The following is an 18239-nucleotide window of genomic DNA, read 5'->3' as shown; positions in this document are numbered from 1 at the left end:
CGGCATGGAGTTGGAGTTCGACGAGTTCGTCCTCGCGGCGGCGACGGCCGACCTCACCGACGAACCGGCGGCGCGCGACCACGCCGACGCCGTCGAGTTTCGGCTGGACCTCGCGGCCGACCCTCTCGTGGCCCTCGACGACTACGACGGCGAGTTACCGCTCATCGCCACGAACCGCGACCCCGCGGAGGGCGGCGAGGCCGAGGGGTCGGAGGCCGAGCGACTGGAGGCGTTGGCGACGGCGAGCGACTACGACGCGGTCGGTGCCGTGGATATCGAACTCGCGAGCCTGCGGACCTCGGTCGGCGCGTCGGTCGCGGAGACGGTCCGCGAGAACGGCGTCTCCGTCATCGCGTCAGCCCACGACTTCGAGGAGACGCCTCACGCCTCTCGGCTGGACGACCTGCTCGCGGCTGCCGCGGACCACGGCGACGTTGGGAAGGCGGCGGTGACGGCGACGGACCGCGACGACGCACTTCGCGTGCTGTCCGCGACGCACGCGGCGACGGAGCGCGGCGACCGCGTGGCGACGATGGCGATGGGCGAAGCGGGCCAGCACACCCGTGCCGTTGCGCCGCTCTACGGGTCGAAAATCGGCTACGCTCCGGTCGACCCTGACGAGGCGACCGCTCCTGGGCAGTACGACTTGGCGACGCTCGCGGACTTGGTCGAGCGTCTCGGCGGGCGATGAGTGACGTACGAGAGCCGAGCGTATAACCGACTGGCGCTCCCAGCGGTCGACGATGACAAACCGACGCGTCGTCGTCGCGGTGTTCGTGAGCCTCGTGGGGGCCGTCTTCGGCATCGCTGGCGTGGGCCACGCCTACCTCCGACGGTGGAAGCGGGCAGTCGCGTGGTTCTCGCTCGTCCTCGGTGCTGGGCTCGTGTTGGTCACGTCCTTCGCGAACCCGGCGACGGCGACGGTGAGTACGCTGCCGCTTCGCGTGACCGTCCCGGTTGGCGTCCTCCTCGCGTTGAACACGGTGGACGCGCATCGCGTCGCTCGGGGGATGGACACCCCCGAGGGCGAGTCGTGTCCGTCGTGTGGCCGGACTCTCGACTCGGAACTCGAGTTCTGTCCGTGGTGTGCGGGCTCACCCGAGGGTGAGCGGCGCGAAGACGACGGCTAAAAAACTGCGCCGTTCAGGTTCGCAGGAAGTAGACCTGCTTGCGTGCGTCCTTGAAGCTGTACCGCGAACCGACGATGTCGGCGTCCTCCAGACGGTTCAGCGCGTAGCGGACCGTCCGGTCGGGAAGCAGCGATTCTTCGGCGAGTTGACCCTGCGACAGCGGCGAGTCACTTTCGAGCACCTTCGCGACGAGTTTCGCGCTCGGCGGCAGCTCGCGGAGTCGCTCTCGGTATTCGCTGGTCGTGAGTCGGTCGTCGCCAACTGAGTCTGCTGCGGTGGTGCTCATACATGGTCGTCCATGTCGTTAGTGGTAAAGGTTATCTCCATATGCGTGAAAACACACGAAACACCTTATATGGCATTAATTACAAAATGAGGTTGGCGTCCCAATCGCCGCCATCCAGTACGGTTTTAGTCTTCGGCCCGAGAGACGCGTAGCGTGAAAGGAGCGGAGTGGTACCAGGCGGACGAGATTGCCCAAGAGTACGACGTCAAGCGATTCTCGCGCGGTGGGCGTCTCATCGACCGCCGCGAAAAGCGGGCGGTATTGGAAGCGCTCGGTCCACTCGAAGACCGGAACGTCCTCGAAATCGCCTGTGGCACGGGCCGATTCACCGTCATGCTGGCCGAACGCGGCGCCGACATCGTCGGACTGGACATCTCCTCCGCGATGTTGGAGGAGGGCCGGAAGAAGGCGCGGTCGGCGGGGGTCGCCGACCACATCGAGTTCCTCCGCGGCGACGCCGCGCGCCTGCCCTTCCCGGACGACCACTTCGACACCGTCTTCGCGATGCGGTTTTTCCACCTCGCGGACACGCCGGCGAAGTTCCTCTCGGAGATGTGTCGCGTCTCCAAAGACCAGGTCTTCTTCGATACGTTCAACGACCGGAGCACGCGCGTGCTCTACAACTGGCTCCTACCCATGGGGTCGCGGCTCTACGGGCGCGACGAAGTCCACCGCCTCGTCGACGGCGCCGGCCTGACGCTGGCCGACTCCAAGCACGACTTCGTCCTCCCGTACGGTTTCTACCGAAAGATTCCGAATCGGCTGGCCGACGCGTTCCGAACAGTCGACACCGCCATCGGCGACACGCCCCTCGGGACACAGCTCGCGTCGGTGTCGTACTGGGACACCCGCGTCTGATAGTGGCCCGACTGGGGCGGCGACGCCCCCGACGACAGTTCTCGCGGCCGCGCTGATGTGTCGAGAGGGAACCGTTATACGCCCCGAGTCGGTGTAGACGGATATGTCGCTCTCGGTAGTGATACCGACGCTCAACGGGCGTGACCGACTCGCGGCCGCGCTCGACGCGTTGGCGGCCCACGCCCCGGACGCGGAGGTGGTGGTCGTCAACGGGCCGTCGACGGACGGCACTACCGGGATGGTTCGCGACCGAGACGACGTCGACGTGTTGGTCGAGGTGTCGACCCGCACTGAGAACGTCGCGCGCAACGCCGGGCTGTCGGTCGCGACCGGTGACGTGGTGGCGATGCTGCGTCACGACCTCGTGGTCGAATCCTCGTGGCTCGACGGCTTGACCGACGGCCTCACGGATGCCCCCGTCGTCACCGGCCCGACCCACCGCACGCTCGAAGGCGGGATGACGACCGAGGAGTCCGAGCACCGCCGCGTCGGCTCTCGCCACGTGACGCACTTCAACGGCGGCAACGTCGCCTTCCGCGACACCGTTCTCGACGCCCTCGACGGCTTCGACGAGTATCTGGAGACCGGCGGTGACCGCGACGTCGCCCACCGCCTCGCCGGCCTCGACTACGAGGTGGCGTGGCGCCCCGAGATGTGCGTCCGCCGCGAGTACTCCGCTGACGGTGGCGACGCGTCCGCCGACTACGGCACCGAGTTTCGAGCCCTCACCTATCGGCTCGTGAAGAACTACGGCCTCCGTCCCGCGGCGGCGACGGGGCCGAGTCGGCGGGCGCTTCGCGACGCCGTCAGCGCCGCGGGCGACGTGGTCCGCGGGGACTTGAACCCGACCGAGTGGCTCGGCATCGGCCGTTCCGTCGTCAGCGGCATCGCGCGCGGCGCCGCCGACGGACTGATCGCTCGCGTGAAAGACCGCTCGGCGGCCCGGAATCCGCACGGCGTCTCCGACCGCTCCGACCGTGCCGTCGCGCGGTACGACTGGCGATGAGACTCAATCGGTGGCGATGTGAACGTCGTTGCCCGGCGAGAGACCGAACCACTCGTCGCCGCGGCCGTCGTTGACGTCGCACTCGACGTAGCCGTGACTGCCGACGACGGCCAGCGGACTGCCGGGGTCGACGGCGCCGAACGTCTCGCCGACGGGCACGCGTTCGCCGTTGACGCGGACCGCCGCTTTCTCTTCGAGGAAGTCGCCGGGAACGTTCGTGACGACGTTGCCGAAGTCGTCGACGGCGAGCACCCAGCCGCGGGCGTGACCGTCTTCGACGGTCGCCTCCGGGAGCCGGCAGTCGACCGGTTCGTCGATGCGGGTCAACCGCTCGTGGGCCTCGAAGGGGGTGTCCGTCTCGTGGACCGTCGCCGCGAGCGGTGCGAACACGTCGCGGCCGTGGAAGGTGCTCGAACTGGGGTCGTCGGTTTCGGCGTGGAACCAGTCCACGTCGTCGGCCAACCGCCGCGCCGCCGGGACGAGTAGGCCGTTGTCCGGCCCGACCAAGACGTGTTCGCCCGCGCGGGCGACGAGGACACCCCGGTCGGTGCCCACGCCGGGGTCGACGACGGCGAGGTGTGTCGCCGGGGGAAAGGCCGGGAGGAGTTCGCGGAGCCAGAACGCCGATTCGCGGACCGCGCCGCGGGGCAGGTCGTGGCTCACGTCGACCAGTCGGGCGTCGCTCTGCTGGAGGATGACGCCTTTCATCGCGGCCGGATAGGGGCTTCCGAAGTCGGAGGCGAGAGTTATCATTCGCCGTTGGTGTCGGTTTCGCTCACGCGCTGGATGCGTTCGATGCCGTTTATCTCCTCGATAACCTCGACGACGGATTCGGGGACCAGCGACTTCCACTCGCCGCCCTCGACCATGCGCTCGCGAAGCTCGGTCCCTTCGAGGACGTCGCGGTTGAACATGGGTGACTGGCGCACTTCGACGCCCGCTTCCTCGAACAGTTGGATGACGAGTGGGTTGTTGGAGTAGGCCATGTCGAACGCGGGCGTCATGCTCTGGACGTGGCTCACCCACACCGAATTTCGGTCGAGGTCCTCGATGGGCACGACGTACGTCGTCACGTCGAACTCGTCGACAGATTTGGTGACCATCATCACGCGTTCGCCGGCGGTGAACGGGTTCCGTCGTCCGTGAGAGTGGCCAGCGCTCCCGATGCCGAGGACGAGTTCGTCCACCTCGGAGACGATTTCGCTGACCATCTGGTGGTGGCCGTCGTGGTACGGCTGAAAGCGGCCAATGTAAAACCCCCGCATGGTATAGATGTGCGTGCGGTCATTTATAAATTCGACGAGACACCTCGACGCTCGAATTCGGGCCGAAAACGCCCCCAAAACGTCGAATCTGGGCCTCACTACTGATTCTGTGTGGGAGAAAGTATATCAAGCGCGCCCCCTTCAGGTCTACCAACGATACCGTTCTATGAACGACGACACGAACACGGACGAGCGCCCGCCCGACGGTGCGGAGCGAGTCGACGGTGACTCGCCTCGTGACGAACGTGGTGGGGCCGACGAATGGGAAGACGACGTCTCTGTCCCGTCTGACCCGGAACCCGAGCCTGACGCCGGTGACGGTGCGGACGAGGGGTCCATCGAGGACCTCGGCAGCGACGTCCAGATAGATGCCGAAATCGACGAGGACGCGGAGGACGGCCTCCTCGGTGGCCTGCAGATAGACTCGACTGCGGAGATTCAGGTCCCCGACCGACTCGTCGACCAGGTCATCGGACAGGAACACGCCCGCGACGTGGTCATGAAGGCGGCCAAACAGCGCCGGCACGTCATGATGATCGGCTCCCCCGGGACGGGGAAGTCGATGCTCGCGAAGGCGATGAGCGAACTCCTCCCGAAGGAGGAACTTCAGGACGTGCTGGTCTATCACAACCCCGACGACGGCAACGAACCCAAGGTTCGGACTGTCCCCTCGGGGAAGGGCGACCAAATCGTCGAGGCCCACAAGGAGGAGGCCCGCAAGCGCAACCAGATGCGCTCCTTCTTGATGTGGATCATCATCGCCATCGTGCTGGGCTACTCCCTCATCATCGCGGGGAACATCCTGCTCGGCATCCTCGCGGCGGGGATCATCTACCTCGCCTTCCGCTACGGCTCTCGCGGTTCGGACGCGATGATTCCGAACCTCATCGTGAACACGGCGGACCAGCAGACGGCACCGTTCGAGGACGCTACGGGCGCGCACGCTGGTGCGCTCCTCGGCGACGTGCGACACGACCCGTTCCAGTCCGGTGGCATGGAGACGCCGTCGCACGACCGGGTCGAACCCGGTGCCATCCACAAGGCCAACAAGGGCGTGCTGTTCGTCGACGAAATCAACACGCTCGACGTTCGCTCCCAGCAGCACCTCATGACGGCGATTCAGGAGGGCGAGTTCGGCATCACGGGCCAGTCCGAGCGCTCCTCGGGCGCGATGGTCCAGACCGAACCCGTCCCCTGTGACTTCGTCATGATTGCAGCGGGGAACCTCGACGCCATGGAGAACATGCACCCGGCGCTCCGCTCGCGTATCAAGGGCTACGGGTACGAGGTGTACATGGACGACACCATCGAGGACACGCCCGACATGCGCCGGAAGTACGCCCGCTTCATCGCCCAAGAGGTCGAGAAAGACGGTCGGCTCCCGCACTTCACCGACGACGCCATCGAGGAGGTCATCCTCGAAGCCCGTCGTCGCGCGGGACGAAAGGGCCACCTGACGCTCGAACTCCGGAACCTCGGCGGCCTCGTCCGCGTCGCGGGCGACATCGCTCGCGCCGAGGACGCCGAGTACACGACCCGAGACCACGTCCTGCAGGCGAAGGGTCGGTCCCGAAGCATCGAACAGCAGCTCGCGGACGACTTCATCCAGCGCCGCAAGGACTACGAACTGCAGGTCAGCGAGGGCTACGTCCCCGGCCGTGTCAATGGCCTCGCGGTCATGGGCGAGGACTCCGGTATCGTCCTCCCCGTGATGGCCGAAGTGACGCCCTCGCAGGGGCCGGGCGAAGTCATCGCCACCGGCCAGCTCAAGGAGATGGCACAGGAAGCCGTCTCCAACGTCTCGGCGATTATCAAGAAGTTCTCCGACGAGGACATCACCCAGAAGGACATCCACATCCAGTTCGTCCAGGCGGGTGAGGGCGGCGTCGACGGCGACTCCGCCTCCATCACCGTCGCGACGGCGGTCATCAGCGCCCTCGAAGACGTGGGCGTCGACCAGTCGCTCGCGATGACCGGGTCGCTCTCCGTCCGCGGCGACGTGCTCCCAGTCGGCGGCGTCACGCACAAGATAGAGGCCGCCGCCAAGACGGGATGTGACCGCGTCATCATCCCTGAGGCCAACATGCAGGACGTGATGATCGAGGACGAGTACGAGGAGATGATCGAGATCATCCCGGTCAGCCACATCAGCGAAGTCCTCGACGTCGCCCTCGAAGGCGAGGCCGAGAAGGATTCGCTGGTCAACCGGCTCAAGACCATCACTGGCTCGGCACTCGAGAACCAGAGCGTCCAGCAGGGCCCGAGCAGCCCCAGCCCGCAGTAAGGGGGCACTCGGCGTGCACGCTCGACTCGTGGACGCCGACCGTCGATAATGCCCGCGTGGACGGCCTTCGCCGGCTTCGTCGGCGTCGTCCTCGCCGGGTTACTTCTCTTATCCCGTCTCTCCGCGGACGCGCTCACGCCCACGGAATCGACGGCCGACTACCCACCCACGCTGAGCGACCGCGTCGTCGATTCGCCGCCGAGCGACCGCGCTCCCTCCACCGCAGCGCTGCTCGCGAACGTCGTCGTCTCGCAGGGGCTGTTCGCCACGGTGCTCGTCACGGGGCTGTGGGTCGCCGGCGTCCCGGCCGCGGCGCTCGGACTCTCGGCCGACGCGGTCGACCCGGTGGCGCTGGGCGCGGGCGTCGGCGTCGGTGTCGCGCTCCACACCCTGAACACGCTCGGCTCGCGTCTCGGTGACCGGTTCGGGTTCGGCGACACCGCGGCGCTCCGGGAGGCGTTGGCGCCGGAGTCGGCCGCCGGCTGGGCGGTGCTGCTGTTCGTGGCGCTTCCCCTCGTCGCCGGCTTCGAAGAACTGCTCTTTCGGGGCATCCTCGTCGGCGCGTTCGCCACCGGCTTCGGCGTCTCGCCGTGGCTGCTCGCCGCGTGTTCGTCGGTCGCGTTCGCCCTCGGACACGGCGCGCAGGGCCGGGTCGGTATCGTCGTCACCGGGCTCCTCGGGTTCGTCCTCGCGGCGGCGTTCGTCGTGACCGACAGCCTCCTGACGGTAGTCGTTGCGCACTACCTCGTGAACGCTCTGGAGTTCGTCGTCAACGAGCGCAGCGCGTGACCGTCCGCGCTGAGTTACTGCGTCTCGACCTCGCGAAGCCGTTCGGCAACGTCGCCCGGGGTGGCGCCCGGTCCCGACACGCGGTGGTCGGGGATGACCAGCGGCGTCGGATTCGCGCGGAGCGCTTCGCGGACGGTGTCGAGGTCGGCTTGGTCCTCGTCGTCGAGGCCGGCGAGACGCGCCACGCGGGCGACATCGACCGTCTCGCCGTAGGGGACGTTCCGGACGGCGTCGAGGACGGCCCGTTGGTCCGTCGGGACGGTGAGACCGACCGGCACGTCGTCGAAGTGGTCTTCGGCACCGTCCAGATACGCGAAGATACGGTCGAGAATCGGGTGGTCGGGCTCGGAGTCTGCGGGCGGGTCGTCGGGGAACGAGACGCTGATGACTCGCTCCGCGACGACGCCAATCTGCACCGCACGACCGAGTCGCGGCGATGCCCGTGCGTAGATGCCTTCCATGGAGTGTGGTGGAGCGGTCGACGCAAAAATGGGACGCAAGTCTTATGTGCAAATCAGTTCGTTAGTGTACAATGATGGACGCTAATGGTGAAGAACTCGCGCCCGCAGTGCGCTCGATTCTCTCGGCCGCTCGCGAGCGCGCGGGCGGCGACGAGCGCGTGTCGGTCGACGCACGGTCGTTTTCGGCGGCGCTCGCCGACGCCGAGGCCGACGGTCGGGTGCCAGTCATCGCGGAGATGAAACCGACCAGCCCCACGACCGAGGGGCGACGCGACGACGACCCCGTCGAACTCGCGCAGGCGATGGTATCGGGCGGGGCCGCGGCGCTGTCGGTTCTGACCGAACCCGAACACTTCGGCGGGTCGATGGCGGCGCTCGAACGCGTCAGAGACGCCGTCGACGTGCCGGTCTTGCGCAAGGACTTTATCGTCGAGGAGGCGCAACTCGACCTCGTGGAATCGGACCTGGTCCTGTTGATTGCGCGGTTCGTGGACGACCTGCCCGGTCTGGTGACGGCCGCCGAAGACCGGGGCTTCCAGCCGTTGGTCGAAGTCCACACGCGTGCGGAGTTAGACCGGGCGCTCGCGGCGGACGCGGACCTGATCGGCGTCAACAACCGCGACCTCGGGCAACTGGAGGTCGACCTCGACACCTTCGAGTCGATTGCGCCCCACGTCCCCGAGGACGTGACGCTGATCGCAGAGAGCGGTATCGGTTCGGTGGCAGACGTGCGGCGGATGCGCGAGGCGGGCGCGGACGCCCTCCTCATCGGGAGTGCGATCATGGACGGCGACGTGACCGACAACGTGCGGCAATTTACCACAGCATGAGTTCTGATACAGGAAAATTCGGCGAGTACGGTGGACAGTACGTTCCGGAGGCCTTGATGCCGGCCATCGAGGAACTGGAGGACGCCTACGAGCGCTACGTCCTGAACAACGAAGACGGCTTCATGGACGAGTTCCGGCAGCGACTGGCGGATTTCGGCGGGCGCCCGACACCCGTCCAACACGCCGACCGCCTCTCGGAGCGCTACGACTGTGACGTGTACCTTAAGCGCGAGGACCTCCTCCACGGCGGCGCTCACAAGTTGAACAACGCGCTCGGACAGGTGTTGCTCGCGAAGTACATGGGCAAAGAGCGCATCATCGCGGAGACGGGTGCGGGTCAGCACGGCACCGCGACGGCGATGGCCTGTGCCCACCTCGGCATGCCCTGCGAGGTGTACATGGGGCGGCGCGACATCAACCGCCAGCGCCCCAACGTGTTCCGGATGCGCCTCAACGACGCCGAGGTGAATCCCGTCACCGTCGGGCGCGGCACGCTGAAAGAGGCCATCAGCGAGACGATGCGCGACTGGGCGGCCAACGTCGAGGACACCCACTACGTCATCGGGAGCGTCGTCGGCCCCCACCCCTTCCCGGCGATGGTGCGTGACTTCCAACGCGTCATTTCGGAAGAGGCGCGCGCACAGATGCGGGAGAAGACGGGCGGCCTCCCCGACGCCGTCGTCACCTGCGCGGGCGGCGGGTCGAACACGATGGGCGTCTTCGCGGAGTTCGTCGACGACGAGGACGTGGACCTCTACGCCGTCGAAGCCGGCGGGAGCAGTCTCGAAGTCGACGAGGAAGCGGGCGTCGCGCCCAACTCCGCGACGCTTTCGACGGGGACGGAGGGCGTCCTCCACGGGTCGCGAACGCGCGTCCTGCAGGACCGCGACGGACAGATAATGGAGTCTCACAGCGTCTCGGCGGGACTGGACTACGCCGGCGTCGGGCCGGAACTCGCGGACCTCGTCGATAGCGGGCGCGTCACGCCAGCCAACGTCGACGACGACCGCGCTATCGAGGGCTTCCACCGCCTCTCGCAGTTGGAAGGCGTCATCCCTGCGCTGGAGTCCGCACACGCCGTCGCGTACGTCGAGGAGTCCCAGGCCGACCTCGGCGACACCGTCCTGCTCAACGTCTCCGGGCGCGGTGACAAGGACCTCGAAACCGTTCTGGAGGAGACCCACGAGCGAGATATCGAGGACGCGCCGGAGATGGACACCTTCGCGGAGACGGGAGGGTTCCAGTGAGCCGAATTGCCGAGGCCTTCGCCGACGGTCCGGCTTTCGTCCCCTATCTCGCCGCTGGCGACCCCAACTACGAGGCGTCGCTCTCGTACGTCGAAGCCCTCGAGCGCGGGGGCGCGGACATCATCGAACTCGGCCTGCCCTTCTCCGAACCCATCGCGGAGGGGCCGACCATCCAGAGCGCCATCGTCCGCGCGTTGGAGGCGGGCATGACGCCCACGCGCTTCTTCGAGTTCGTCGAGGACCTCGACGTGGACGTACCGCTGGTCTGTATGACCTACTACAACCTCATCTACCAGTTCGGCGAGGGCGAGGAGCGGGGGCCGGCGGCGTTCGTCCGCCGCGCCGCCGAAGCGGGCATCGAGGGCTTCGTCGTCCCCGACCTGCCCGCGGAGGAAGCGGAGCCGCTCCGGGAGGCCTGTGACGAGTACGACTGCGAACTCGTCTTCATCGTCGCGCCGACGACGAAGGGTGAGCGACTGGAGCGCATCATGTCGCAGGTGTCGGGCTACGTCTACGTGCAGGCCCGTCTCGGGACGACAGGTGCGCGAACGTCGCTCTCCGACCAGACCGACACGAGTCTCGAACGAATCGCCGACTGGGACGTGCCCAAGGCCGTCGGCTTCGGTATCTCGTCGGGCGACCACGCCCAGCGAGTCGTTGAGGCCGGTGCCGACGGGGTCATCGTTGGTTCCGCGCTGGTCGATATCGTCGAACAGGGCGTCGAGCGCGGCGACCCGCCCGTGACGGTGGCCAGTCGACTGGAGGCGAAAGCGCGGGAACTGAAAGAGGGTGCGCTCCGAGGTGCGGCGTCGGACCAACCGCATCCGGAACGTACATAAGCGCCACTGGTACAGGGTAACACATGAATGCGGGAACACGCGCACGCCTTCAGCGCATCTCCACGAACGACCGATTCCTCATCGTTCCCATGGACCACGGGGTAACGATGGGGCCGGTGAAAGGACTCGTCGACATCGAGGGAACCATCGATTCGGTGACGGCCGGCGGCGCGGACGCCGTCCTCACCCAGAAAGGGGTCGCGCCGCGCGTCCACGACAACAAGAACGACGCGGGCTTCATCGTCCACCTCAACGGGTCGACGAACATCGGCCCGGACGAGGCCGACAAGCGACGCACGGGCACGGTCGAGTCGGCACTTCGTGCCGGCGCCGACGCCGTCTCCTTCCACATCAACGTCGGCTCCCAGTACGAACCGGAGCAGATGACCCAGCTCGCGGACGTGACAGAGCGCGCCACCGAGCTCGGCCTGCCGACGCTCGCGATGGCCTACGCCCGCGGCCCGGACATCGAGGAAGACGACCCCGAAGCGCTCGCTCACGCCGTCCGCCTCGCCGAGGAACTCGGCGCCGACGTGGTCAAGACGGGCTACAGCGGCGACGGCGACAGCTTCGACCCCGTCTGCTCGGGGACGCGCCTGCCCGTCGTCATCGCCGGCGGCAGTCGCGGCACCGACCGCCAGACGCTGGAGATGGTCCGCGGCGCGATGGACGGCGGCGCCGCCGGCGTCTCCATGGGCCGCTCCATCTTCCAGCACGACGACCCCGGCGCCATCACGAGCGCCATTGCGGCGATTCTCCACGACGACGTGGGCGTCGACGAGGCGCTCCGTCGCGGCGGCCTCCTCGAAGCGTAGCTACCGGCACCATCCGCCACGTTGAAGCCACGCCCCGCCGACTTCCAGACAATGACACGCAGCGTGTGGCTGAAGGCCGACGGGGACGTCGGCGACTGGGAGTCGCGGAAAGAGCGCATCACCGCCGGCCTCGAAGCCGGCGTCGACTGGGTGCTCGTTGACGAAGCCGACGTGGCACAGGTCCGCGAACTCGGTGACGTGAACGTCGCGGCCTTCCGCACCGACGCCAATCTCGTCGAAGACGCAGAATCCGAGCAACCGGCCGCCGACGCGTACATCGTCGGCAAGAACGGCGAGGGCGACGGCACGGTCGACCTCCCGCCTGATTTCTCCGGCTCTGCCGACCTGTCGACGCTCCGCCGCGACGACGAGCGTGCGAACGGCGCGTACGTCCGCATCTTCGACGAAGACTACGAAGAGTTCGCCGAAACGGCCGCCGAGGACGCCGACTACACCATCGTCGTCGGCGAGGACTGGACCATCATCCCGCTGGAGAACCTCATCGCCCGCATCGGCGAGGAGACGGACCTCATCGCGGGCGTCACCACCGCGGAAGAGGCCCAGACCGCCTTCGAGACGCTGGAACTCGGCGCCGACGGCGTCCTGCTGGATTCAGGTAATCCCGACGAGATTCGGAAGACCTGCGAGGTGCGCGACGCCGCCGACCGCGAACACCTCGACTTGCAGTTCGCGGAAGTGACGAAAGTCGAGCGAACCGGGATGGCCGACCGCGTCTGTGTCGATACGGGGTCGCTCATGGAACACGACGAGGGGATGCTCGTCGGGTCGATGTCGCGCGGGCTCTTCTTCGTTCACGCCGAGACGGCCGAATCGCCCTACGTCGCCTCCCGACCCTTCCGCGTGAACGCAGGCGCCGTCCACGCCTACGCTCGTTCGCCGGGCGGCGGCACGACGTATCTCGCCGAACTCCAGAGCGGCGACGAGGTGCAGGTGGTCGACACCGACGGGACGACACGGGAGACTGTCGTCGGCCGCGTGAAAATCGAGAAACGCCCCATGTTCCGGATTCAGGCGGAGGTCGAAACCGAGGAGGGCGTCGACCGCATCGAGACACTCCTCCAGAACGCCGAGACCATCAAGGTCCACACCCAGGAGGGGCGGACTGCCGTCACCGACCTCGAAGCCGGCGACGAGATTCTCGTCTACTACGAGGACGTGGCTCGGCACTTCGGCGAGGCGGTCGAAGAGAGCATCATCGAGAAGTGAGCGGGCGGGCCGTCCGACGCGTCTCGGTGCCGACGGAGACGACGGCGCCCGGCGGCGCGACGAACGCCTATCTCGTCGAGGCCGACGCGGGAACCATCCTCGTCGACCCCGCCGGACGCATCGACGCCCTTGACGCCGCCGTCGCGGAGGGAAGCGTCGACCACGTCCTCGTCACGCACGCGCACCCGGACCACGTCGGTGGCGTCGCGGCTTACGCGGCCGAGACGGGCGCGACCGTCTGGGCGCGGCGCGGGCGGGAAGCACGGTTCGAGGCCGCGACCGGCGTCGCCCCCGACCGCACCTTCGCCGAGGGCGAACGGGTAGCGGGGGCGACGGTCCTCGACACGCCCGGTCACGCGCCGGACCACGTGGTCATCGAGACGCCGGACGGCATCCTCGCGGGTGACCTCGTCCGGGCGACGGGGAGCGTCGCCGTCGCGGCCCCCAAAGGCGACGTTCGCGCCTACCTCGTCGCGCTCCGTCGTCTGCTCGCCCGCGACCCGCCGCGCCTGTATCCAGGGCACGGGCCCGTCGTCGACGACCCGCGGGCGACGATTCGCCGTCTCTACGACCACCGACTGGACCGTGAGCGCCGCATCGAACGCGCCGTCCGGGAGGGGGCGGCCTCCGTCGACGCCGTCCTTGACGCCGCGTACGACCGCGACCTCTCCGGGGTGCGTTCGCTCGCGGCGGCGACGGTGCGCGCCCACCTCGACAAACTCGCCCTCGAGGGGCGGATTCGAATCGACGCCGAGACGGGACGCCTCGACCCGGCGTAGCCGACGGCCTTTTTTCGTTCCTCCGCCCAGCGGGGGTATGGACTCGCTCGAAGCCGAACTCGACCGGGCGCGGGCCCTCGACGTGAGCGACCTCGCCGACGGCATCGAATCCATCGGCTTCGAGTGTACGCGCTGTGGGGCGTGCTGTAAGGCGAACGAGGGCGACGACGGCGAGAGCGACCCGCACACGGCGACGGTGTTCCCGGACGAGGTGCGCGAGCTGCAGGCGACGACGGAGTACGACTGGCGCGACGTGGCGCGACCGATGCCCTACGGACTCTCTGCCGACGAGACGGAGGGAGAGACCTTCGAGTGGGCGCTCCAGACCGACGCCTGCGGCGACTGCACCTTCTACGAGGAGGCGGACGGCCAAGGGAAATGTACCGTCCACGAGGACCGCCCGCTCATCTGCGAGACGTATCCGTTCAGTGTCGCGCTCGGCGGGACGAGCCAGCCCATGGGCGAGGCCGTCGACGAGGCGGGGATGGTCCGCGCCCACGAGTGCGAGGGCCTCGGCCGCGACATCTCGCGCGAGGAGGCGGAGGACCTTGCTGCGGCCCTCAAAGAGCGCGCGGTTCGCGAACTCGAGGAGGCTATCGGCGTCCGCGACAACTACGAACCGACGGACGCCGAGGGCGTGGTGGTCCACGATTCGGAGGGGCAGAAGCGCCCCGACGGCACCCCACTCGGCGCTGACGAGTGACCGCGACGCCGGGAGCTACAGTTCTCGGGGCTGTGACCGCTGCGTCGGTACTCATTTAACGGTCGCGACACAGGTTGACATGGAGGTTTACACTATGGAGATCTCAGATAACCTGTTGTGTCTGTTCAGCGCGCGAGTGCAGTCGGAAGACGGATCGTACGTCATCGAGATTCCGCAGCGCGAAATCGAGACTGGGTCCGTCGAGGCCGACGAGACCTATCGCGTCGCTCTCATCTCTCGTGAGCGGGCGGAGTCAACGACCGAGGAGACCGAGACGGAGTCAGCGACCGCCGAACCCCAGCCACCGGTCGAACCCGGCGAGATTCGCTACGTCGAAATCGAGGACATCGGCAAACAGGGCGACGGCATCGCCCGCGTCGAGCGTGGCTACGTCATCATCGTCCCGGGAGCCGAAATCGGCGAGCGCGTCAAAATCGAGGTCACGGAAGTCAAGTCCAACTTCGCGGTTGGCGAGATTATCGACGAAGACCTCTGACTGCCGCTATCTCTGACACCGTTTCTCGGCGCGGGCGACTCGCCCGCACACGCCGTCAATCCGCCGAGCCGATGGCGTCGACAGCGGCGAACGCCGACAGGTCGGCGTCGACGTTCACTTCGTCCAGCGAGGCGTAGGGTCGGTTCACGACGATATCGCCCGCCGTCGACTGGCCGACGCCCGGGAGCGCCGCGAGTTCGTCCATCGACGCCGCGTTCAGGTCGAGCGGGTGCGGGACGCCCGTCACCGACCGGTAGCCGTGGTCGACGAGGGCCACGTCGAGTGTCGTGCCCAGGTCGTACTCGCCGGGGATGGCGACGAGGAGTGGGTAGGTGCCGAGTTGGCGGCCGAACGTCTTGCCGCCCTCGTGGTACTCCAGGTGGACGTTCGGCAGGACGGTCCCACGGGGGGCGACCCGACGAAGCATCGGCTGGTCGATTTCCTCGCGCACTTCGCTTTTGTACTGCTTGAACTGCTTCTTGTGGTCGCGAGCGATGTCGGCGCCGGTGTCGTTCATCTCCGTCCCCGCGAAGGCCATCACCTGTCGGATGTTGATGCGCCGGAGCATCAGGCCCTCGTCGTACACCTGCTGGAGGAAGCGCTTGTTGTGCTCGAACGTCTCCTCGCGCTCTCCCGCGAGGCCGTGGACGAGGTTGATGCCCGGGAGGAGCTTGGGCAGGCGGTTCGACGCCGCTTCGCCCGTCGTCGGCGCGGCCGAGGGGTCGTCACCGGGGCGCCAGCCCGCTTCCTCGTTGACGACGCGGACGGCCTCGAGACACTCGTCGGCGGAGACGAGGAGGTTGTTCTCCTCGCGGACGACGGGGTCGGCGGATTCGAGGCCGAAGGCGGCGGTGTCGCCCGCCGTGTTGTGTTCGGCGATGATACGGATGGCCTCTCGCGACTTCTCGGGGTAGTCGACGATGGTTACCGGGTTCATGTTGTCGAGGTGGAGTGTCTTCAGGTCGGGCGCCACCTCGCGAATCCCGGCGTAGAGTCGGCGGAGTGCGTCCGGATTCGGGGCCTCGCCGTCGCCGCCGAACGCGAGGATGTCCGCCTGTCGGCCCAGTCGGAAGTGTCGGACGCCCCGTTCGTAGAGCGCCTCGACTTCGCGGACGACCGATTCGGCGGTTCGGAAGGCCGGGTTGCCGTAGAGGGGTTCGGTGCAGAACGAGCATCGGTAAGCGCACCCGCGCGACGTTTCGAGTTCGGCGATGAGGTAGTCTGGGTGGTTGGGGTGGTCCTCGACGACGAACGCGCCTTTCGCCGCCCAGCGGTCGAGTTCCTCGTTATCGCGCATACGGTCGCCGAAGCCTTCCAGACCACTCGCGACCAGGTCGTGGGCCGCGGCCTCCACGTCGCCTTTGGCGACGAAGTCGTAGTCGAGGTCCTTGCGTTCCATCTCCTGGCCGCCCGCGTTCTCGTCGCCGACGCCGAAGCGGACGGGGCCGCCCATGAGCGTCGTTCCGTCGGCGGTCCACGCGAGTTCGCGCACCTCGTCCGGTTCGGCGGGAGTGCCACCGACGTACTTGCCGGGGACGGTCATGCCACCGAGGTAGACGAGGAGGTCGGCGTCGGCGACGTCGCCCCACTTCGACCGCTCGTCGCGGAGTTCGTCGATGGTGTGGTAAGCGATGTGGGACTCGGGGACGCCGGCGTCGACGAGGGCGCCAGCGGTGAAGCGGGGGTACGTCGAGACGTACGGCGGGACCCCGAAGTGTGCGGGTTCGTCGACGTAGCCGTCGACGATCGTAACCGTGAGTTCGGCGGGGTCGGTCATGCGCGATCGTTCGCGTCCGACGCGTAAAACCGTGTTCGTCCAAGGGTACAAGTCGGTCACGTCCCACGTGACGACATGTCTCGAACCCTCCCGGAGCCACCGGACGCCGGTATGCTGAACGCGATTCGATTCGGGTCCGATACGTTCCGATTCCTCGAGGGAGTGCAGGCGAGATACCCCGACGGCGCGGCCGTCCCCATCCCCGGCCGCGCGCCCCTCGTCGTGGTGACGAACCCCGAACTCGTCCACGACGCCCTATCGCGTCCCGACGACTTCCGACGCGTCCCCGCCCAAGCCTCGGCGGCGCTCATCGCGGAAAACGGCCTCGTCCAGAGCGACGGCCCACTCTGGCGCCAGCAGCGTCGCATCATGAACCCCGCGTTCGACAGCCGGCAGGTCAAGACCTACGCGAACGAGGTCGGTCGCCGAGTCGAAGGGCTGGCGGACGATTGGGCCGACCGCGTCCCCTTCGAGACCAACCTCCACCGCGCCATGACCCAACTGACGGTCCGAGTCGCCAGCGAGGTGTTGCTCGGCGAGGACATCGGGCCCGAACGCGCCGCGCAGTTCCACGAGTGGATGCAGACTGCGGGCGCCGAGTTCGAGTTCGACCTCACCAGCGTCGCACCCGACTGGCTCCCCGACCGTATCTCCCCCGAGTTCCGCGAGGCTGCTGAGGGCATCCGCGGCCTGAGCGAGGACATCATTGACCGACGGCGGGACCTGCTGGCCGAGGGCGACGACGATGTGAACTTGGTGACGATGCTCCTCCGTGCGGCCGACGACCCCGACGTCGACTACCCGCCGAACCAGATTCGAGACGAGGTGGCGACCTTCCTCATCGCCGGGCACGAGACCACGGCCCTGAGCCTCACCTACACGCTGGCTCTCCTGTCGTGGCACCCCGAGTGCCGCGAACGGGTGCGCGACGAGGCGGCCGCCCTCAATTCCGACTCGCCGACCCACGACGACCTGTCTTCCTTGCCGTACACCCAGCGTGTCTACCGTGAGGCGTTGCGACTCTACCCGCCCGCGTGGGCGACGTTTCGCCGCGCGAGTCGGCCGGTTCGGCTCGGCGACTACCGGGTGCCCGAGGGAGCGGCCGTCGTCATGCCTCAGTGGTCGATTCAGCGCTCCGGGCGTCACTTCGAGGCGCCGACGACGTTCGACCCCGACCGCTGGGAGCGACGCTCACCGACCGACACGCCCGCGTACTTCCCGTTCTCGACCGGGCCGCACGCCTGTGTCGGCCGCAACTTCGCGCTCTCGGGTGCGACGCTGACGCTCGCGCGCTTGGTCCGCGAGTTCGATATCGAGGTGGCCGAAGACGCCCTCGACGACCTGCGAATCACGCCGACGCTTCGGCCCGTGGGCGGCGTTCCGGCGCGGATACGCCCCGCCGACTGACCCCCGTCTCCACGCCACTTATGCCGGTCGCGGCACTATC

At 67.7% G+C, this 18239-nt stretch carries 20 protein-coding genes; 15 read left to right on the top strand and 5 right to left on the bottom strand.

The annotated features are described in order from the left end of the window. Positions 1-4 precede the first annotated feature (4 nt). Positions 5-691 (top strand): type I 3-dehydroquinate dehydratase, encoded by a 687-nt coding sequence (locus BLU18_RS04995; RefSeq protein ID WP_092632410.1) that lies wholly within the window; start codon positions 5-7, stop codon positions 689-691. 52 nt (positions 692-743) lie between these two features. Further along, entirely contained in the window at positions 744-1130 is a 387-nt protein-coding gene (locus tag BLU18_RS04990) for a DUF7575 domain-containing protein (RefSeq protein ID WP_092632407.1), read from the top strand. 13 nt (positions 1131-1143) lie between these two features. On the opposite strand, the gene BLU18_RS04985 is transcribed toward BLU18_RS04990, so the two are convergent. Next, positions 1144-1416, bottom strand: a complete 273-nt coding sequence (locus BLU18_RS04985; protein WP_092632404.1) for a winged helix-turn-helix domain-containing protein — start codon at positions 1414-1416, stop codon at positions 1144-1146. Positions 1417-1569: 153 nt separating this feature from the next. Here BLU18_RS04985 and BLU18_RS04980 point away from each other — a divergent pair, with 153 nt between their 5' ends. Then, entirely contained in the window at positions 1570-2274 is a 705-nt protein-coding gene (locus BLU18_RS04980) for a class I SAM-dependent methyltransferase (protein WP_092632401.1), read from the top strand. Between the two features lie 103 nt (positions 2275-2377). After that, positions 2378-3280 carry a glycosyltransferase family 2 protein gene (locus BLU18_RS04975; RefSeq protein WP_092632398.1) on the top strand — a complete coding sequence of 301 codons (903 nt, stop codon included), beginning with the start codon at positions 2378-2380 and terminating at the stop codon, positions 3278-3280. Between the two features lie 3 nt (positions 3281-3283). Here BLU18_RS04975 and BLU18_RS04970 read toward each other — a convergent pair whose 3' ends face one another. Next, entirely contained in the window at positions 3284-4033 is a 750-nt protein-coding gene (locus BLU18_RS04970) for an SAM hydrolase/SAM-dependent halogenase family protein (RefSeq protein ID WP_092632395.1), read from the bottom strand. Further along, positions 4030-4545 carry a nicotinamide-nucleotide adenylyltransferase gene (locus BLU18_RS04965; RefSeq protein ID WP_092632392.1) on the bottom strand — a complete coding sequence of 172 codons (516 nt, stop codon included), beginning with the start codon at positions 4543-4545 and terminating at the stop codon, positions 4030-4032. The genes BLU18_RS04970 and BLU18_RS04965 overlap by 4 nt, the downstream gene beginning before the upstream one ends. Positions 4546-4711: 166 nt before the next feature. Here BLU18_RS04965 and lonB point away from each other — a divergent pair, with 166 nt between their 5' ends. Together lonB and BLU18_RS04955 are read left to right on the top strand one after the other, a co-directional pair. Beyond that, positions 4712-6829 (top strand): ATP-dependent protease LonB, encoded by a 2118-nt coding sequence (lonB, locus tag BLU18_RS04960; RefSeq protein WP_092632389.1) that lies wholly within the window; start codon positions 4712-4714, stop codon positions 6827-6829. A 48-nt stretch (positions 6830-6877) separates the two neighbouring features. Beyond that, complete coding sequence (locus BLU18_RS04955; protein ID WP_092632386.1) at positions 6878-7618, top strand: CPBP family intramembrane glutamic endopeptidase; 741 nt, start codon at positions 6878-6880, stop codon at positions 7616-7618. Between the two features lie 14 nt (positions 7619-7632). Here the strand turns inward: BLU18_RS04955 and BLU18_RS04950 are convergent, their stop codons facing one another. Further along, the gene (locus BLU18_RS04950) at positions 7633-8079 is read right to left on the bottom strand and encodes an MGMT family protein (protein WP_092632382.1); all 447 of its coding nucleotides are present in this window, start codon (positions 8077-8079) and stop codon (positions 7633-7635) included. A 74-nt stretch (positions 8080-8153) separates the two neighbouring features. Between BLU18_RS04950 and trpC the strand changes: the two genes are divergently transcribed. The 8 genes from trpC to BLU18_RS04910 all read left to right on the top strand — a co-directional run bounded on the left by trpC (position 8154) and on the right by BLU18_RS04910 (position 15015). Next, on the top strand, positions 8154-8909 hold the full coding sequence (gene trpC / locus BLU18_RS04945) for an indole-3-glycerol phosphate synthase (RefSeq protein ID WP_092633624.1): 756 nt from the start codon (positions 8154-8156) through the stop codon (positions 8907-8909). After that, positions 8906-10156: a tryptophan synthase subunit beta gene (gene trpB / locus BLU18_RS04940; RefSeq protein WP_092632378.1), complete on the top strand. Its 1251-nt coding sequence runs from the start codon at positions 8906-8908 to the stop codon at positions 10154-10156. Before trpC ends, trpB begins: the two co-directional genes overlap by 4 nt. Continuing rightward, on the top strand, positions 10153-10995 hold the full coding sequence (gene trpA / locus BLU18_RS04935; protein WP_092632375.1) for a tryptophan synthase subunit alpha: 843 nt from the start codon (positions 10153-10155) through the stop codon (positions 10993-10995). The genes trpB and trpA overlap by 4 nt, the downstream gene beginning before the upstream one ends. Positions 10996-11018: 23 nt before the next feature. Continuing rightward, positions 11019-11810 carry a 2-amino-3,7-dideoxy-D-threo-hept-6-ulosonate synthase gene (locus BLU18_RS04930; RefSeq protein ID WP_092632372.1) on the top strand — a complete coding sequence of 264 codons (792 nt, stop codon included), beginning with the start codon at positions 11019-11021 and terminating at the stop codon, positions 11808-11810. 51 nt (positions 11811-11861) lie between these two features. Further along, positions 11862-13037, top strand: coding sequence for a 3-dehydroquinate synthase II (locus BLU18_RS04925; protein WP_092632369.1), 1176 nt, complete (start codon positions 11862-11864; stop codon positions 13035-13037). 26 nt (positions 13038-13063) lie between these two features. Further along, entirely contained in the window at positions 13064-13816 is a 753-nt protein-coding gene (locus BLU18_RS04920; protein ID WP_342702046.1) for an MBL fold metallo-hydrolase, read from the top strand. A 37-nt stretch (positions 13817-13853) separates the two neighbouring features. After that, positions 13854-14519, top strand: coding sequence for a YkgJ family cysteine cluster protein (locus BLU18_RS04915; protein ID WP_092632363.1), 666 nt, complete (start codon positions 13854-13856; stop codon positions 14517-14519). Between the two features lie 94 nt (positions 14520-14613). Further along, on the top strand, positions 14614-15015 hold the full coding sequence (locus BLU18_RS04910) for a TRAM domain-containing protein (protein WP_092632359.1): 402 nt from the start codon (positions 14614-14616) through the stop codon (positions 15013-15015). 55 nt (positions 15016-15070) lie between these two features. Here the strand turns inward: BLU18_RS04910 and BLU18_RS04905 are convergent, their stop codons facing one another. Continuing rightward, the gene (locus BLU18_RS04905; protein WP_092632355.1) at positions 15071-16792 is read right to left on the bottom strand and encodes a radical SAM protein; all 1722 of its coding nucleotides are present in this window, start codon (positions 16790-16792) and stop codon (positions 15071-15073) included. A 75-nt stretch (positions 16793-16867) separates the two neighbouring features. Between BLU18_RS04905 and BLU18_RS04900 the strand changes: the two genes are divergently transcribed. Then, positions 16868-18199, top strand: coding sequence for a cytochrome P450 (locus BLU18_RS04900; RefSeq protein WP_092632352.1), 1332 nt, complete (start codon positions 16868-16870; stop codon positions 18197-18199). Positions 18200-18239: the final 40 nt, after the last annotated feature.

Origin of the sequence: Haloplanus vescus, from assembly GCF_900107665.1 — an archaeon.
In the GTDB taxonomy this organism is placed as follows: domain Archaea; phylum Halobacteriota; class Halobacteria; order Halobacteriales; family Haloferacaceae; genus Haloplanus; species Haloplanus vescus.
Note: the sequence above shows the minus strand (reverse complement) of the source record. Positions and strands in the feature narration are given on the sequence as shown.

Bases quoted from the DNA above. Each gene is read 5' to 3' on its own strand.
- BLU18_RS04995 (WP_092632410.1), top strand. From the start codon at position 5: ATGGAGTTGGAGTTCGACGAGTTCGTCCTCGCGGCGGCGACGGCCGAC.
- BLU18_RS04990 (WP_092632407.1), top strand. From the start codon at position 744: ATGACAAACCGACGCGTCGTCGTCGCGGTGTTCGTGAGCCTCGTGGGG.
- BLU18_RS04985 (WP_092632404.1), bottom strand. From the start codon at position 1,416: ATGAGCACCACCGCAGCAGACTCAGTTGGCGACGACCGACTCACGACC.
- BLU18_RS04975 (WP_092632398.1), top strand. From the start codon at position 2,378: ATGTCGCTCTCGGTAGTGATACCGACGCTCAACGGGCGTGACCGACTC.
- BLU18_RS04970 (WP_092632395.1), bottom strand. From the start codon at position 4,033: ATGATAACTCTCGCCTCCGACTTCGGAAGCCCCTATCCGGCCGCGATG.
- BLU18_RS04965 (WP_092632392.1), bottom strand. From the start codon at position 4,545: ATGCGGGGGTTTTACATTGGCCGCTTTCAGCCGTACCACGACGGCCAC.
- lonB (WP_092632389.1), top strand. From the start codon at position 4,712: ATGAACGACGACACGAACACGGACGAGCGCCCGCCCGACGGTGCGGAG.
- BLU18_RS04955 (WP_092632386.1), top strand. From the start codon at position 6,878: ATGCCCGCGTGGACGGCCTTCGCCGGCTTCGTCGGCGTCGTCCTCGCC.
- BLU18_RS04950 (WP_092632382.1), bottom strand. From the start codon at position 8,079: ATGGAAGGCATCTACGCACGGGCATCGCCGCGACTCGGTCGTGCGGTG.
- trpC (WP_092633624.1), top strand. From the start codon at position 8,154: ATGGACGCTAATGGTGAAGAACTCGCGCCCGCAGTGCGCTCGATTCTC.
- trpB (WP_092632378.1), top strand. From the start codon at position 8,906: ATGAGTTCTGATACAGGAAAATTCGGCGAGTACGGTGGACAGTACGTT.
- BLU18_RS04930 (WP_092632372.1), top strand. From the start codon at position 11,019: ATGAATGCGGGAACACGCGCACGCCTTCAGCGCATCTCCACGAACGAC.
- BLU18_RS04925 (WP_092632369.1), top strand. From the start codon at position 11,862: ATGACACGCAGCGTGTGGCTGAAGGCCGACGGGGACGTCGGCGACTGG.
- BLU18_RS04915 (WP_092632363.1), top strand. From the start codon at position 13,854: ATGGACTCGCTCGAAGCCGAACTCGACCGGGCGCGGGCCCTCGACGTG.
- BLU18_RS04910 (WP_092632359.1), top strand. From the start codon at position 14,614: ATGGAGATCTCAGATAACCTGTTGTGTCTGTTCAGCGCGCGAGTGCAG.
- BLU18_RS04905 (WP_092632355.1), bottom strand. From the start codon at position 16,792: ATGACCGACCCCGCCGAACTCACGGTTACGATCGTCGACGGCTACGTC.
- BLU18_RS04900 (WP_092632352.1), top strand. From the start codon at position 16,868: ATGTCTCGAACCCTCCCGGAGCCACCGGACGCCGGTATGCTGAACGCG.